The sequence below is a fragment of the Ignavibacteria bacterium genome (assembly GCA_025612375.1).
Lineage (GTDB): Bacteria > Bacteroidota > Ignavibacteria > Ignavibacteriales > SURF-24 > JAAXKN01.
In genome coordinates this window covers 1-15,483 of sequence record JAAXKN010000039.1, presented here as the reverse complement: position 1 = coordinate 15,483, position 15,483 = coordinate 1, and the positions used below count along the sequence as shown (strand labels likewise).

Sequence of the window (15,483 nt, the reverse complement as noted above, 5' to 3'; positions counted from 1 at the left end):
GTAAAATCAATAAATTTTGCTTTTGATTTTACTCGTCATTATATTTGATAACTAAAATATTAAACCAGAATCAGATTATGCAAAAAGTATACATTAAAGATCTATCGCAATATGTAGATCAGACAGTGACCTTAAAAGGCTGGCTCTACAATAAAAGATCCAGCGGAAAGGTAAAATTTGTAATCCTAAGGGATGGTACAGGCCTCCTTCAGTGCGTCGTATTTAAGGGAAATGTTTCCCCTGAAGTTTTTGAAACGGCTGACAGGCTTGGGCAGGAATCTTCCCTCGAGATTACAGGAAAAATTAAAGCAGAACCCCGCGCTGTAGGCGGCTATGAAATGGATGTAGTGGACCTCAAGGCGATCTCAGAGTCGACAGACTACCCGATTACACCTAAGGAACACGGAGTTGAATTCCTCATGGATAAGCGCCACCTGTGGCTCCGTTCCCAGCGCCAGGTAGCCATACTCAAGATCCGCCACAGAATAGTTAAGGCTATACGCGACTTCTTTGACGACCGCGGCTTTACACTTATGGATGCTCCTATTATTACACCGAGCGCCTGTGAGGGTACGTCTACTTTGTTTGCTACAGATTATTTTGACTTAGGGAAGGCTTACCTCACACAGTCAGGACAGCTTTATGCCGAGGCAGGCGCCATGGCCTTAGGGAAAGTTTATTCCTTTGGACCTACATTCCGCGCTGAAAAGTCGAAGACCAGGCGTCACCTTACTGAGTTCTGGATGGTTGAGCCTGAAGTTGCCTTTAACGACCTCAATGATAACATGGATCTTGCTGAAGAATTCCTGGAATACATTGTCCAGTCTGTCTTAAAAGACAGGGCAGAGGAGCTGAAGATCCTTGAGCGCGACACAACAAAGCTTGAGACGGTAAAAAGACCTTTCCCGAGGATTTCCTATGATGAAGCAGTTGAAATCCTTCATAAAAACGGAATTGAATTTGAATACGGTAACGACCTTGGCGGAACAGACGAAACAGTTGTCTCAAGCCAGTTCGACCGTCCTGTAATGGTACACCGTTACCCGGCAGAAGTAAAGGCATTTTATATGAAGCGCGACCCTGAGAACGAGAACCTCGCTCTGGCCGTTGACGTGCTTGCTCCTGAGGGCTACGGCGAGATCATCGGCGGAAGCCAAAGGGAAGAAAACCTGGATTTTCTGCTTGAAAGGATCAAAAAGCAGGAGCTTCCGCAGGAAGCTTTTGAATGGTACCTGGATTTAAGGCGCTTTGGTTCAGTACCCCATTCCGGTTTCGGGCTTGGAATTGAAAGGACTGTTGCCTGGATATGCGGCCTGGAACACGTTCGAGAGACTATTCCATTTGCAAGAATGATCTACAGGAACACTCCGTAGGTTAAATCCGGAACTTTAATTCACAATTTAACCCTGAATGAGCCTTTAGTTTAAGGCCCGTTCAGGGTTAAGTGGATTTAATTGTAAGTTCCTTTAGGATTTTGAAATCAGTTTTTAGGATTTATAATTTATGCCTTTAGAATTAATATTATTTATATTTTTCGCACTTATAGCCGCAGTTTCATCTGTAGTTATGGTCACAAGGCCAAATCCTGTAATGAGCGCAATATTCCTGGTCATAAACTTCTTTGCACTTGCAGGATTGTACCTTATACTTCATGCACAGTTTATTGCTGTGGTGCAGGTGATCGTTTACGCGGGTGCAATTATGGTGCTGTTCTTGTTTGTTCTGATGCTTCTGAATACAAAAAGCGAACACAAGCTCTTAAGCGGGCAGAATAAAATCAAGATTTTTGCCATTGTGCTTGCTGCTTTTGTGTTTTGCCAGATTGCATACCTTGTGTTTTTCTCTTCCCCTTCAAAAAGCCTTTCCCCCGATGTTGCCCAAAGTATTAAGGCCGGCACTGTTGAAGAGATAGGTAAACAGCTCTATACAAATTATCTGCTCCCGTTTGAAGCCGCCGGTTTCCTTCTCCTGGCTGCTACGGTAGGTGCACTGGTTCTTGCAAAAAAGAAATTTGATTAAAATCTGACCATATCCCGGTAAAATTTACTTAAGACAAAAATTATGAATGTAATACCAATTGAATATTATCTGACCCTGAGCGCTTTTATGTTTGCTACAGGTGTCACCGGCGTACTTATAAGGAAAAACGCAATAGTAGTCTTTATGTGCATTGAGCTCATGCTTAACTCGGCCAACCTGACGCTTGTTGCTTTTTCATCATACCTGGGAAGTTCTGCAGGGCATATCTTTGTATTTTTTGTTATGACCGTTGCGGCTGCTGAGGCTGCAGTAGGGCTTGCTGTTATTATAGCTATATTCAGAAATAAATTAACTGTTAACATAGACGAGATCAACATCTTTAAGTGGTAAAGAATTAATGGTCAACTATATTTATCTTACAATCCTGCTCCCCCTTTTAGGTTTTCTAATTAATGGGGTTTTTGGAAAAAGAATTAATAACGAAAAGATAACCGGCATAATAGGTTCGGGCAGCGTCGGCCTGTCTTTTATAATTGTTCTTGTGACTTTCTTCCAGACACTTCAGCTTCCGGCGGGGGACAGAAGACAGGAAATTGAACTTTTTACGTGGCTTAGCGCAGGCGGCCTTAATATTAAGGTTGCGTATCTCGTCGACCAGCTTTCGCTTGTTATGGCACTGGTAGTTACAGGCGTGGGGTTCCTTATCCATGTTTATTCAATCGGCTACATGCACGGAGACAAGAGCTTCTGGCGCTTTTTTGCATATCTTAACCTCTTTATCTTTGCAATGATGAACCTGATACTGGCCAATAACTTTGTACTCTTGTTCTTAGGATGGGAGGGCGTGGGCTTATGCAGCTATCTTTTAATAGGATTCTGGTACAACAGGAAGTTCGAAAAAGGCACTACAAGCCAGGCCGCAAAGAAAGCGTTTGTTGTTAACAGGATAGGCGACTTCGGATTCCTCCTCGGAATGTTTTTAATTTTCATGACTTTCGACAGCCTGAACTTCCAGGAGGTATTCTCAAAGGCTGAACTTTTCCCGGTAAGCGAGAAAGTTTTCAGCTTTATTGCTCTTTTCCTTTTTATCGGTGCAACCGGAAAATCGGCCCAGATCCCGCTTTTCGTATGGCTTCCGGACGCTATGGCGGGTCCGACTCCTGTATCGGCCCTTATTCACGCCGCCACCATGGTTACAGCAGGCGTTTATATGGTTGCCCGCTGCTCAATTATTTTTGCCTCTGCACCGGCAGTTATGACTTTAATTGCTGTTGTAGGACTTCTGACGGCTTTCTTTGCCGCAACCGTGGGACTGGTGCAGAACGATATTAAGAAGGTTTTGGCCTACTCAACCGTAAGCCAGCTGGGCTACATGTTCCTGGCCATGGGTGTTGGAGCCTTTACTTCAGGCATTTTCCACGTAATGACGCACGCCTTCTTTAAGGCCCTTCTGTTCCTTGGTGCAGGCTCTATAATCCACTCCATGCACGACGAGCAGGATATAAGGCATTTCGGTGGACTTAAAAAATACATGCCTAAAACCTACATGACATTTTTAATTGCAGCCCTTGCTATTTCCGGATTCCCGGGGCTTTCGGGATTTTTCAGCAAGGATGAGATCCTGTGGTATGCATATGCACAGGGTAATATTCTTCTCTGGATCGTTGGCGTGCTTACGGCAGTTATGACGGCTTTTTATATGTTCCGCCTTGTGTTCCTGACTTTCTATGGGAAGGAGAAGTTCTCTCATGAGGTTCATCCGCATGAGTCTCCTTCTGTTATGACGGTGCCTTTAATGGTGCTTGCATTCCTGTCTGTAGTTGGCGGCTATATAGGTCTTCCTGCCGTTTTCTCGGGCGAAGGCGGAAACCTTTTTGAAAGCTGGCTTGCCCCCATATTCACGAGTGCCGAAAGGAAGCTTGAATTCTACGGCTCGCATTCGCACGCTGAAGAGTTCCTTTTGATGTTTGTTTCGGTTGCAGCAGCATTGTGCTCAATATACTTTGCTTACTACGTTTATACAAAGCGTCAGGACATTGCAGAGAGGACTTCCTGGAAGCTCAGGAAACTCTACAACCTTCTTCTCAATAAGTACTATGTTGATGAATTCTATGAGGCCGCAGTAGTTCAGCCTTTGCAGAAGGGGTCAGAGGCCTTGCTCTGGAAATTCACGGACAGTAAAATTATAGACGGAGTTGTTAACGGATCCGCTGCCCTTATAAACAGGACGGCCTCCTTTATCCGTCGTTTTCAAACAGGTGTCGCTCAGTTCTATGCCCTCATAATGATGGTGGGTATAGCAGTTGCTTTATTCTGGATAATTATAAGCCTATAATATATGGAAAACAGCCAATTACTTACGTATTTATTATTTTTGCCGCTGGCAGGAAGCCTACTTCTGTTATTCATTGATAAAAACAGGGAACAGCTAATCAGGTGGACGGGCCTTGCAGTTTCACTTGCCGCATTCATACTGTCACTGGCCGTATTCATGCAGTTTGACGGCTCCAAAGCGGGCTTTCAGTTCATTCACAACATCGTCTGGATCAGTAACCTTAATGTAAGTTACCACATAGGCGTTGACGGTATTTCCATACTGATGGTTATGCTTACAACTTTCCTCACCCCTATTACACTGTTCTCGAGCTGGGGAAGCATAAAGAAAAAAGTTAAGGAATTTACCTTCTTCATGCTTCTGCTTGAAGTGGGCATGCTTGGAGTATTTGTTTCACTGGATCTCTTCCTGTTCTACATTTTCTGGGAAGCAATGCTTATCCCTATGTACTTTATAATTGGTATCTGGGGAGGCGAAAAGAGGATCTATGCTTCGGTGAAGTTCTTTATTTACACCATGTTCGGAAGCCTTTTAATGCTTATTGCCATTATCTGGCTTGGAATATACGCTGCCAAATTTACCGGGTCATTTACAACAAACCTGCTTGAACTATATAAGATCGGTCCAGCCGTGCCGCAGGAAGTTCAGCAGTGGATGTTCCTGGCATTCCTTTTAAGCTTTGCAATTAAGGTTCCCTTGTTCCCGTTTCACACCTGGCTGCCTGATGCGCACGTTCAGGCGCCGACGTCAGGAAGCGTTATACTGGCCGGCGTGCTGCTTAAGATGGGAACCTACGGCATTTTAAGGTTCTGCCTGCCCCTCTTCCCGCAGTCGGCAATGAAATTTGCGCCCTTTGTCTCGGTCCTTGCCGTAATCGGAATCATCTACGGGGCCCTTGTTGCAATGGTGCAGAAGGATATGAAGAAGCTGGTTGCCTATTCATCGGTTTCACACCTGGGCTTTGTTGTCTTAGGCATATTTGCACTTACAACCGAAGCAATACAGGGAAGCGTAATTCAGATGGTGAACCACGGGCTTTCTACGGGCGCCCTCTTCCTTTTAGTGGGTATGATTTACGACCGCACTCACACAAGAGAAATTGCAAAGTACGGCGGAATTGCAAAGATAGTACCTTTGTATTCTGTAGCTTTAATGATTGCTTCGCTTTCTTCCATGGGGCTTCCGGGCTTGAACGGATTTGTGGGTGAATTCTTAATTTTACTCGGATCGTTCAAGTCGCCTGTTCTAAACAGCTGGGGCTTTACAATATTTGCCGCCTCGGGTGTTATATTTGCAGCCGTTTACCTCCTGTGGATGTACCAGAGGGTGGTATTCGGCGAAGTTAAGCACGAGAACCTTCTGGCGCTCAAAGATCTCACTAAAAAAGAGATACTGGTGCTCGTCCCGATTTTCATATTCATTATCTGGATCGGAATTTATCCGGGCACATTTTTGAAACTCTCTGAAAAATCTACAAACACAATCATTCAGCAGGTTTCAGTTCCAAGTTTCGACATAAGGCCGGTGGCAGGTAAGTAAGCCGGAAAATATAAATTACAGAAAATCAGCAAAAAAGATTTTATTTCAGAGTAGATATGCAAAACCATATTCAGGATATTTATAATATTTTACCTTTAATTCTAGTTGGTGCCGGAGTGTTCCTTTCAGTTGTAATTGAAATTACTTCTGAGAAAAGCGACAAAGTACTCCCCTGGTTTTCCGTTCTTGTACTTCTTGCAGCCTCGGCATATTCCCTCTTCAGCCTCAACAACACGGGCACGGTTTATAACAACATGCTGGCCTATGGAGGCAACGTCGGAATATTCAACTTCCTCTTTACTCTTGCTGCGGCCCTTACGGTCTTAAGCTCTATGGAGTATATAAAGAAGTACGGAAGCTATTTCGGCGAGTATTATATCCTGATCCTTTCTTCTGTTTTGGGCATGATGATGATGGCAGGAGCCAAGGACCTTTTCATGGTTTTCATCGGGCTTGAACAGATGTCAATCTGCTTTTACGTGCTTGCGGGCATTAACAGGAAAAAAAGCAGTGCAAATGAAGCTTCACTGAAGTACTTCCTTCTGGGCTCATTTGCTACAGGCTTCATAGTCTATGGCATCGCTCTTATTTTCGGAACCTCTCACACTACAAATATAGATACAATTATTACTAACTTCGGGATGCTGACGCACAACATTTTGTTTGTTGCAGGAATGCTCCTTTTCTTAATCGGATTCTCATTCAAGATTGCTGCTTTCCCATTTCATATGTGGGTGCCTGACGTTTACCAGGGAAGTGCAACCACGGTCTCGGGGCTCATGTCCACAGGCGGCAAGGCTGCTGCTTTCAGCGTCCTTATTATTGCGCTTGGAGCCGTTTTCCCCGGAAGCGCTGCAAACGTCTTCAGGCCTTACTTTGCTGCAATTGCCACCTTCTCCATGCTCTACGGCAGTATAGTTGCCATTTCGCAAAGTAATCTTAAAAGAATGCTTGCCTACTCGTCAATTGCCCACGCTGGCTATATGGCAATAGGCCTTGCTGCAGGCAACAATGAAAGCGTTGCAGGCATAATGTTTTATCTTATTGCCTACACTTTCATGAACCTTGGGGCTTTTGGTATAATTGCAATGATAGAAGGAGAAAACGACTCCAGGCTTGAACTTGACGATTACATTGGACTCAGCCAGCGTCACCCGGTGCTTGCAGCTTTAATGGCTCTTTTCATGTTCTCGCTTTCAGGGCTTCCTCCTTTTGCAGGATTCTTCGGAAAGTATTATGTCTTTATCTCTGCCATTAAGGCCGACATGACGTGGCTTGCAATTTTAGGCGTCCTTTCAAGCGTTATCAGCGTTTATTTCTATATCCGTGTAATTGTTTACATGTATTTCAGGGATCCTGAGCCCGCAGCTCTGCCGGTGCACAATAACTCCAAGGGTGTTCTTGCGGTTATTATTTCAGCACTGCTTGTAATCGGGTTCGGTTTATTCCCGGGCACTTTGATCGATCTGATTACTTCGTACCTGAGATAATATAACTGGTCCTGAGATTATTTTTTGTATCTGAAAGGTTTGAATAATATTTTAGATTTTGGTTTAGAAGTGTTCATTTTACATTAACATATTTACGGACAAAGGTAATTACATGATACCTTTATTTTCTGTTTCCCAGGTAAGATCGGCTGATGAATATGCAATCGGCCAGCTTCAGATTCCGGGGCTCATTCTTATGGAAAATGCTTCCTTGAGCATTTTCAGCATAATAAGGGAAGAGTATCCCGGCTTAAATAAGTCTTCTTTAATAGGAATTGTATGCGGCAGGGGCAATAACGGCGGTGACGGCTTTGCGCTTGCCAGGCATTTTATAAATTCCGGCTTCAGGGTAGGTGTAATCTACCTTTCGGACGCCGAGGAGTTAAAAGGAGACGCCCTCACAAATTTTGAGATCCTTCAAAACGTAATCCACTATTCTGATGAAACCTCTTTTATGAGGCAGTATAAATCGGTGCGCGACCTTAAAAGGCTTGAAAATTCACAGTTGATTGTGGATGCGCTCCTAGGCACAGGCGCCTCGGGGAGCCTTAAATCGCCATATGCTGAAATTGTAAGAGAGCTGAATAAGTTTAACGGAGTCCGGGTAGCTCTTGATATTCCGACCGGGCTTGATGCCGATAAGGGATCGGGCGATGAAGCCTTTGTGGCCGACCTTACAGTTACGCTTGCCGAGCTTAAAAAAGGGCTTTTTGTAAATAAAGGCGCCGTTGTTTCAGGTGAAATTAAGAAAGGGTACATAGGTCTTGCACCCGAATATTTTGATAATTTTCAAGTCGATACTTATGTAATTGAACCTGAGGATGCTTTTTTTAATTTACCTCAAAAGGCCAAAGACCTCTATAAATACAGTGCCGGTAAGGTTCTGGTAATTGCGGGTTCAAATATCCTTCCGGGAGCGTCTTTTATGACGGCTTCTTCTGTTCTGCACTCAGGCGCCGGAGCTTCAATATTGTGTTTTCCAGAATCGGCCCAGGGAGTAATCCAGAGCAAGCTGGACGAAGTAATTGTGCTTCCGTATAAAGATGAGGGCAGGGGCATTTTCAGCAAAGGTAATATTGAAGAGCTGAAGAAGCGCTTTGAATGGATGGATGTTCTGGCTATAGGCCCCGGGCTTGGGCGCGACGAGGAAACTGTTGAAGCAGTCGTTGAAACAATCAGGATGAATAAGAATAAGAAAATTGTAATTGATGCCGATGCCATCTTTGCTCTTGGAGAAGGGAAGTACAAGAGCCTTGATTTGAGTAACTGCATTCTTACTCCCCATCAGGCGGAATTTGCAAACCTCCTGGGGATCAGTCTTACTGAACTTCAGGGTGACGTTTTGACATATGGGCGCAGGTTTTCTGAGGAGACCGGGGCGCTTTTGGTTCTGAAAGGGGCCCCGACAGTTATTTTTAACTCTGACGGGGAAGCTCTTATTAACAGCACCGGGAACCCCGGGATGGCAAAGTTTGGAACCGGGGACGTTTTAACGGGTATAATTGCGGGCTTCGCAGCGCAGGCAGAGGACACAGAAGGTGCCGTAGTATCTGCAGTTTATCTGCACAGCCTCTCAGCCGACCTGCTCTTGAAGGATAAGACTGAATATGGCATAATGGCTACTGACATTATTCAAAATTTACCCGAAGCAATTAAATTTATAAGGAAATCAAGTGTTTAAGTATTTAGAAAGAAATAAGATGTATTTTATATATATTCCTCTCGTCCTCTACTGGATTGTTCTTTTCGTAGCGACCACTCTTCCGGGCAACGACGTGCCGAGCCTGGGGGTTAGCGATAAAATTGAGCATTTTACCGCATACATGGTCCTTTCGGTTTTACTCTGTTTTACTTATCTTTTCCAGAAAAAATTCAGGCTTTTATCTTCAAGGCCGTTTCTGATGACGATACTGACAGTTACAGTCTACGGAGCTTTGGATGAGCTGCATCAGCTGCTGGTGCCGGGACGCAGCTGCGATATACTTGACCTTACGGCAGACGTCACCGGAGCTTTACTGGGACTTCTGCTTGTATTTATAATAAAACAGCTTACCAGGAAAATGGCCCCCCAGGAATAATCAAATCCTGAAGGAATAATTAAATCCTGAAAAGTGAGTTTATACACTCTGGAAATAATTTTACTATGCAAAAGAGGAAACTAAAAATGTCCGATATTTTTCTTTATATATTGCTGGGGCTTACGGCCGGAGCCTTAAGCGGTCTGATTGGAATCGGCGGCGGGATACTTATTGTTCCGGCATTGGTGTTTTTGTTCGGAATGTCGCAGCATCAGGCTCAGGGTACAAGCCTTGCAGTTTTAATACCACCGGTCGGCATACTGGCTGCAATGACCTACTACAAGGAAGGGCTTATTGATTTAAGGGTTGCTGGACTTATCTGCGCGGGTTTTGTTATAGGTGCACTTTTCGGAGCCAAGTTATCAATAAGTTTGTCAGATGCAGTAATGAAGAAAGTCTTCGGTGTAATAATATTACTCGTATCGCTGAAGATGATTTTTAATAAGTAGTTAAGATTAGATTTTGTTAAAATCCCCTGCGTTCAATTGTAAGCGCAGGGGATTTTTTATGTTTGTCATTTCAAAAGCATCATTTTCCCAGAAACCTTTTCCTTTAATCCTTCAGAATCAATTACCAGGTTATAGAAGTAAACGCCGCTTGACACGCTCTGATTGAAGTTATCCGTCCCGTTCCAACGCATGAAATAATTGCCTGCAGGGAGGGTATTATCGATCAGCTTCTTAACTTCAACTCCTAGCGCGTTATAGACTATAAGCGTCACCTGGCGGTTTGCCATTTTATTAGGAATTACAAAGTTTATGACAGTAGTTGAGTTAAAGGGATTTGGGTAATTCTGTGCAAGCGTCATTGTCTGGGGCAGCTGGTCATCCGGCCTGTCCGGTACAGAAGTCAGAAGTGAGAGTCCTTCTGGTCTTTCCTTGCCCAAATAGTCTGTCAGGTAAAGATTAACAAATTCCGGGCGCAGCAGGGCAGGAGGATTGCTCATATAGATCATATTCATTTTGCTTAACCATTCCTCGTCCGACAGGCGCTGGAAACCTGTAGTAAGGTATTCGTAATAGCTCAACATCGGACCGGCATATGTGATTCTCTCTCCCGATGGGCTCTCAACCGAGAATACGCCCAGGTTAACAGGCCCTGTGCCTGCATGCAGGACCCAGCCCGTGGGGTTACCTGCTTCATCTGTAGGGGCGGTATGAACGTCGGCAACTACGTATTCCGGGTCGTTGGCAAGCGCATCCCCCTGATAGAAAAGCTGCATATACCACCCCGGATGAAAGTCCATACCGCAGACGCCGCCTGTTGAGACCAGGCTTCTAATAAATGTCATATCTTCGTCTGAAAGGGGAGTTTTACCGAGCTCCTTTTCAGATATTGAAGCCAGTTTTGTATAGATAGTGATAGCATTTGAGAAATAACTATTCAATACAGATTTAGTATAGCTGTCTGAAAAATTGAAGGACGAAAAATAATTCTTTGCCTTTTCAGAGAGCTTCTTTAGTTCAAGGTAAAGTTCAGGTACAGGCTCCACGTAGCCATAAGGGAAGGAGCATCCTGCTCCGCCGCTATAGGACTGCTTGGCATAAAGCAGGTTATCGTGCCTGAGCTGAGCCCAGGAGGCTAGCTGTGTATTCAGTTTCTGCTGCCACCAGGCTGCAGTCTGCATAAACGAAGGAAGATTTGACCTATCCTTCTTCGGGTTTAACTTTCTTATGGAATTAAGCCAGCCGTTATAAAGTGAAAGATTCCAGAAGTCCTCGCCGTAGGAATCCACAAGGTATCTGAGAGCTGCCAGGTTCGTTCCGTAGTGGTACTTGTCCAGTTCCGGCTTAAGAAGCTGTATTGCAGCATCATTGCCCAGTGCATACATCACGTCGAGCGTTGAAGGGAGCATTCTTTTCATGCGTTCGTTGTTGAAGTAGATTCTGTCGAAGACAGTCTGTGCCGTAACGTAGGAGTCAATAACAAACCTTTGTCCGAAGAGCATGAAAGCCGAAGCGGGAACGATGCTGTCGGGCGAATCAAAGCCGGTACATATTATTTGTGAAAGGATCCTCTGAAAGGCATAAGACTGGTTTTTTAATGAATCCTGGAATGTCTTAAGTTTAGAGATATCCAGAAGCTCGCCGGCCTTAATAACATTCAGTGACTGAGTAAGGCTCTTAAGGTTTACGAGAGTGACATTATCCTGTTCGCCGGTAAAAAATTCAATGATGCCGTTAATCTTTTCATATTGCGGCATTGTTCCTGAAGCCTGGACGGCTTCCAGAATAAGCGCTGCATCAATTGTCTGTCTTTGAATATCTTCAGGTTTTGGAGCTGGTTCTAAAGCGCGCGGGGCAGAAAGATACATTTCAGTTCTGCCCAGCCAGATCATAGCCTTAAAGTAGCTGGTAAGAGCGGGGCTTTTCGTGTAATGACCGCGCGTCTTAAACTGGCTGAAATCTATTAACTTACCGGTTGAGGAGAACAGATTTACACTAGCCGGCTGTTCAGAAGTAATAAACTGGAGGATAGCCGTAATTTCGCTGCTGTTCTCGGCAAATACTGGTGCCGTCTGTCCCTCAAGGAGCGTTCTTGCAACGGTAAGATATATGTCCACGTCTTTTAACGATGTGGTCATCCCGGCATCAGCGCTGTAAGCAGACTTAAGAGCCGGAAGATTTTCATGCAGGCTTTTGAGGAAACTTTTCAGTTCTGGTATCAGAACATCATTCTCCACATCCATAAGGATCTTATCGTACGACATGTGGAAAGCATGCAGAACTGCATCGCTTGTAATCATTACAGGTAGGTCCCTGTTGTAGATTTCCCGAAAAGCAATTTGAAACGTATTGAAGTGAACCCTTTCGGTTACCATGAACCCGTTTTTATCCAGGAGTGACTTTTCCCCTGAAGTGAGATTAAATTTAATCCCGATTGAGTCGGCGTAGAGTCCTGAGAGGTGGTTAAGCCTCAGATTTCCCATAAAAAGGCCTGTGGGATGCATACCGAGGAGTTTTTCAGTTGTAAGATTCTGGTTTTCAGAAAGGAACTGTTTGTAGCTGTTTACGTTAAAGTCAGGCGTCTGGGCGTGCGGCGCCGAAAAGAAGCTTAATAACACTAAAGATATTGCCAGAGACCGTAAAAACCATTTCACGACATACCTCTTTTTATGTTTGAAGGTAAGTTAATGAAATGGCTTTATAATCTCAAGGAATTATTAGTCCGCACCCCGGCCTTTGTGACTCAGAAATAATAGATGCCGGATTTATTTAGAGTAGGGAATAACCGCACGAGTAAACATATCAATTCCCCTTAAGAACAGTTCCCTCATATTTTTCAGTTCATCTTCAGTCCATTCGGGGATATACTCCTGGTCGTCTGATTTCCCGGTAGGCAACGTGCAGCTCCAGAACAGTTTATCATAGATCATTTCGGCGGATTCAATATCCTCATCAAAGCCTTTTCCCGTGCTGTTAGAAATGTCTGTCCAGAGGTTCCATATGTTATTGAACTGGCTGAAATTAATAGATGAGGGATCACTTTCCTTTATCCACTCGGAGACGAGGTCTAGGTTGTGCAGTTCCGGTTCCTCAGAGGTAATGTCCAGATTATTCTTCAAAGCATACTCTTGCAGTTCAGCTTTGGAGTTAAAGCTCAAAGCATTGCCCGAGGGGCCGGTTACGACGCCGTCAGATTCGTCAGAGAACCAGATAAGGTATCTGTCATTTTTATTCAGACGGTACCACAATATATAATATTCTTTATCCATGAATTCCTTTATAATAAAAACGGTTTCAGAATTTTACTTATTTCTAATTTAAGCTGATGAGGAAAAAATATTCAGCACCAAAAATAGTCAAACTACAAATAAAACCGAAGAACAATCAGCATGCAATAAAATATTCCCAAAAGATCAAAAATTGATGGCATTCCACAAAAAAATAAAATAATTTTCCGAAAACGCTCCTTGTCACCATATATATGTATGAAAGAAAAGAATTTTAACTTATCAGGAAACCGGATCTATATAGCTGGAAAGTGGAAATTGAAGCTGGCTCACTCGTCAACTAATAAACTTATAAAGAAAAACTGATTGAATCTTTCGAAGCCTGGATTTTAATTAGTATTCAAAAAGATAAAGAGGGAAAATGAAATTAATAACTACTATTCTTTTGCTATTCATTTGCAATGCGGTCTTCAGCCAGTCTGACACTGATAAGCAGAAGGCGCACTCAACCGCGCTGAAAGCAGTAAAGATAATGGATCAGGGCGACCTGGAAACGGCAATTACTATGCTGAACGAGTCCTGTAAACTGGATCCTGAGAAACCGGATTACAGGTTTGAACTGGGCTATGCATATTATCTGAAGAAAGATTTTGGGAAATCAATAGAAACTTTGAAGCAGACACTTATTATGAAAGATATTTCTGACCAATATTATCAGATGCTTGGAAATATCCTGGATGAATCCGGTAAACGCGACAGTGCTTTAGGAATATATCAAAAAGGACTTGAGAAATTTCCGAATTCAGGCAGGCTTTATCTTGAGATGGGAAACATGCAGAAGGACAGTTTGCAGAAAGCACTGAAATATTACGAAAAAGGAATTCAGGCGGATCCTGGATTTCCCTCAAACTACTACCGGGCAGCAAAATTGTTTTGTGCGTCAACAGAAAGAGTATGGGGTGTTCTTTATGGCGAGATATTTATGAATATGGAGCGTGGAAGTGACAGAACGGAAGAAATAAGCAAGCTGCTATTTGATACGTACAGCGCTGGAATTAAATTTGAATCCGATTCAACAATCCAGATAAGTTTTAGCAAAAATGGAAGTGTCACTATAAAGGATGATGGTTCAGCCGGAAGGCTTCCATTTGGATTGGGGGTATTTGAACCTTTGATCGCTATGTCAATTACGGGTGAGAAGGGCATTTCGCTTGAGAGTCTTAGCAGGATCCGTACAAACTTTGTAAAAAGGTATTTTGCAGAAAATTACAACCAGAATTATCAAAATGTATTATATGACTGGCACAAGGCTCTGATAGACAATGGCTATTTTGACAGTTATAATCACTGGTTACTTATGGCAGGCGCCTCAGATGAATTTGACACCTGGCAGGAGGCAAATAAGGAGAAGTTCGGCGAGTTCATTAATTGGTTTAAGAGCCATCAGCTGAAAATTGATAAAGATCATAAATTCCATAGGTCAGATTATTCATTGTAGAAATAAATTGCCCCGGGGGTAGTGAATTACAAACAATTCCGTCTCAGGACTCTTCTGGACGTTTTGTAAATAACAACTTGTAAAATGCAGGCTGCGATAAAATGAAAATAATTCTATCTGTTATAATTTTATCCGTTATATCCAGCTTCATTTTTCCGCAAATCAAATGCGAAAATGAAAAACCAGCTGGCAGCAGTAAATTCAATTCGGCATCAATTGAGCTTAACAATAAAGCATTAAGCCTATGGCAAAAGGAAATGGTAAAGGAAAAGCCTGATTTCAGAGTTGCAGTGCTTGTGATTAGCTTATTAGATTCAGCCATAACTGCTGATAGCTCTTATTATCTGGCTTATGGCAATAAGGCAAATATTCTTTTGGGCTATGGGCGTACCCTGGACGCAATAGAGACAATGGAAAAATGTATTAAGAATAGTCCGGAGATGGCTGAAAGCATTGCTTTGCTGGGAATGCTGTATGAAGGTAATAAAAACAAGAAAGAAGCAATAAAGAATTATGAAAAAGCACTGGCAGTTTACCGGATGCGCTTTAAAGAAAAACATGACTTCACTGACTACAGTAACGGAATAATTATATTATTGCAGTTAGGAAAGAAAAAGGAAGCTGACAGTCTTGTAAGTAAGCTGCCCGGTGAATTTCCGGATAGGAACAAAGAAATAGCTGATTTTTTAAACCTCTACAAAACTTATAATCACAAAGAGACAATAAAAGACCTTTGCCGAAAAAGATATATCCAGGAAAATTAAATAAGTTAAGAATTCCAATGAAATTGGACCAGTAAGAATTACGCAGTTACTAAGCCCGACTCCGACGGGCAAAACATTTGTAGCCCGAGAAGTTATGTTTAAAAGTGAGTTGAACCTGTTTTAATA

Annotated in this window: 13 protein-coding genes; 11 read left to right on the top strand and 2 right to left on the bottom strand. The window is 43.2% G+C overall.

Features of this window, described 5'->3' with window-relative positions:
* Positions 1–77 precede the first annotated feature (77 nt).
* The 9 genes from asnS (at position 78) to HF312_17645 (ending at position 9,871) form a co-directional block, all read left to right on the top strand.
* A complete protein-coding gene (gene asnS / locus HF312_17685; GenBank protein ID MCU7522051.1) occupies positions 78–1,373 on the top strand; it encodes an asparagine--tRNA ligase in 1,296 nt (431 codons plus the stop codon).
* A 130-nt stretch (positions 1,374–1,503) separates the two neighbouring features.
* Positions 1,504–2,019: an NADH-quinone oxidoreductase subunit J gene (locus HF312_17680; protein ID MCU7522050.1), complete on the top strand. Its 516-nt coding sequence runs from the start codon at positions 1,504–1,506 to the stop codon at positions 2,017–2,019.
* 42 nt (positions 2,020–2,061) lie between these two features.
* Positions 2,062–2,370: an NADH-quinone oxidoreductase subunit NuoK gene (nuoK, locus tag HF312_17675; protein ID MCU7522049.1), complete on the top strand. Its 309-nt coding sequence runs from the start codon at positions 2,062–2,064 to the stop codon at positions 2,368–2,370.
* 7 nt (positions 2,371–2,377) lie between these two features.
* Positions 2,378–4,315, top strand: a complete 1,938-nt coding sequence (gene nuoL, locus HF312_17670) for an NADH-quinone oxidoreductase subunit L (GenBank protein MCU7522048.1) — start codon at positions 2,378–2,380, stop codon at positions 4,313–4,315.
* Between the two features lie 3 nt (positions 4,316–4,318).
* Positions 4,319–5,854 (top strand): NADH-quinone oxidoreductase subunit M, encoded by a 1,536-nt coding sequence (locus HF312_17665; protein ID MCU7522047.1) that lies wholly within the window; start codon positions 4,319–4,321, stop codon positions 5,852–5,854.
* A gap of 56 nt (positions 5,855–5,910) precedes the next feature.
* Positions 5,911–7,344 (top strand): NADH-quinone oxidoreductase subunit N, encoded by a 1,434-nt coding sequence (locus tag HF312_17660; protein MCU7522046.1) that lies wholly within the window; start codon positions 5,911–5,913, stop codon positions 7,342–7,344.
* 112 nt (positions 7,345–7,456) lie between these two features.
* Positions 7,457–9,025, top strand: a complete 1,569-nt coding sequence (locus tag HF312_17655) for an NAD(P)H-hydrate dehydratase (GenBank protein ID MCU7522045.1) — start codon at positions 7,457–7,459, stop codon at positions 9,023–9,025.
* Positions 9,018–9,422, top strand: coding sequence for a VanZ family protein (locus tag HF312_17650; GenBank protein MCU7522044.1), 405 nt, complete (start codon positions 9,018–9,020; stop codon positions 9,420–9,422). The genes HF312_17655 and HF312_17650 overlap by 8 nt, the downstream gene beginning before the upstream one ends.
* Positions 9,423–9,508: 86 nt before the next feature.
* Complete coding sequence (locus tag HF312_17645) at positions 9,509–9,871, top strand: sulfite exporter TauE/SafE family protein (GenBank protein MCU7522043.1); 363 nt, start codon at positions 9,509–9,511, stop codon at positions 9,869–9,871.
* Between the two features lie 65 nt (positions 9,872–9,936).
* Here the strand turns inward: HF312_17645 and HF312_17640 are convergent, their stop codons facing one another.
* A complete protein-coding gene (locus HF312_17640; GenBank protein ID MCU7522042.1) occupies positions 9,937–12,522 on the bottom strand; it encodes a DUF3160 domain-containing protein in 2,586 nt (861 codons plus the stop codon).
* Positions 12,523–12,633: 111 nt separating this feature from the next.
* Complete coding sequence (locus tag HF312_17635; protein ID MCU7522041.1) at positions 12,634–13,137, bottom strand: hypothetical protein; 504 nt, start codon at positions 13,135–13,137, stop codon at positions 12,634–12,636.
* A 379-nt stretch (positions 13,138–13,516) separates the two neighbouring features.
* Here HF312_17635 and HF312_17630 point away from each other — a divergent pair, with 379 nt between their 5' ends.
* Positions 13,517–14,593, top strand: a complete 1,077-nt coding sequence (locus HF312_17630; protein ID MCU7522040.1) for a tetratricopeptide repeat protein — start codon at positions 13,517–13,519, stop codon at positions 14,591–14,593.
* Between the two features lie 101 nt (positions 14,594–14,694).
* On the top strand, positions 14,695–15,357 hold the full coding sequence (locus HF312_17625; protein ID MCU7522039.1) for a tetratricopeptide repeat protein: 663 nt from the start codon (positions 14,695–14,697) through the stop codon (positions 15,355–15,357).
* The last annotated feature ends 126 nt before the right edge of the window (positions 15,358–15,483 follow it).

Bases quoted from the DNA above. Each gene is read 5' to 3' on its own strand.
- asnS (MCU7522051.1), top strand. From the start codon at position 78: ATGCAAAAAGTATACATTAAAGATCTATCGCAATATGTAGATCAGACA.
- HF312_17680 (MCU7522050.1), top strand. From the start codon at position 1,504: ATGCCTTTAGAATTAATATTATTTATATTTTTCGCACTTATAGCCGCA.
- nuoK (MCU7522049.1), top strand. From the start codon at position 2,062: ATGAATGTAATACCAATTGAATATTATCTGACCCTGAGCGCTTTTATG.
- nuoL (MCU7522048.1), top strand. From the start codon at position 2,378: ATGGTCAACTATATTTATCTTACAATCCTGCTCCCCCTTTTAGGTTTT.
- HF312_17665 (MCU7522047.1), top strand. From the start codon at position 4,319: ATGGAAAACAGCCAATTACTTACGTATTTATTATTTTTGCCGCTGGCA.
- HF312_17660 (MCU7522046.1), top strand. From the start codon at position 5,911: ATGCAAAACCATATTCAGGATATTTATAATATTTTACCTTTAATTCTA.
- HF312_17655 (MCU7522045.1), top strand. From the start codon at position 7,457: ATGATACCTTTATTTTCTGTTTCCCAGGTAAGATCGGCTGATGAATAT.
- HF312_17645 (MCU7522043.1), top strand. From the start codon at position 9,509: ATGTCCGATATTTTTCTTTATATATTGCTGGGGCTTACGGCCGGAGCC.
- HF312_17635 (MCU7522041.1), bottom strand. From the start codon at position 13,137: ATGGATAAAGAATATTATATATTGTGGTACCGTCTGAATAAAAATGAC.
- HF312_17630 (MCU7522040.1), top strand. From the start codon at position 13,517: ATGAAATTAATAACTACTATTCTTTTGCTATTCATTTGCAATGCGGTC.
- HF312_17625 (MCU7522039.1), top strand. From the start codon at position 14,695: ATGAAAATAATTCTATCTGTTATAATTTTATCCGTTATATCCAGCTTC.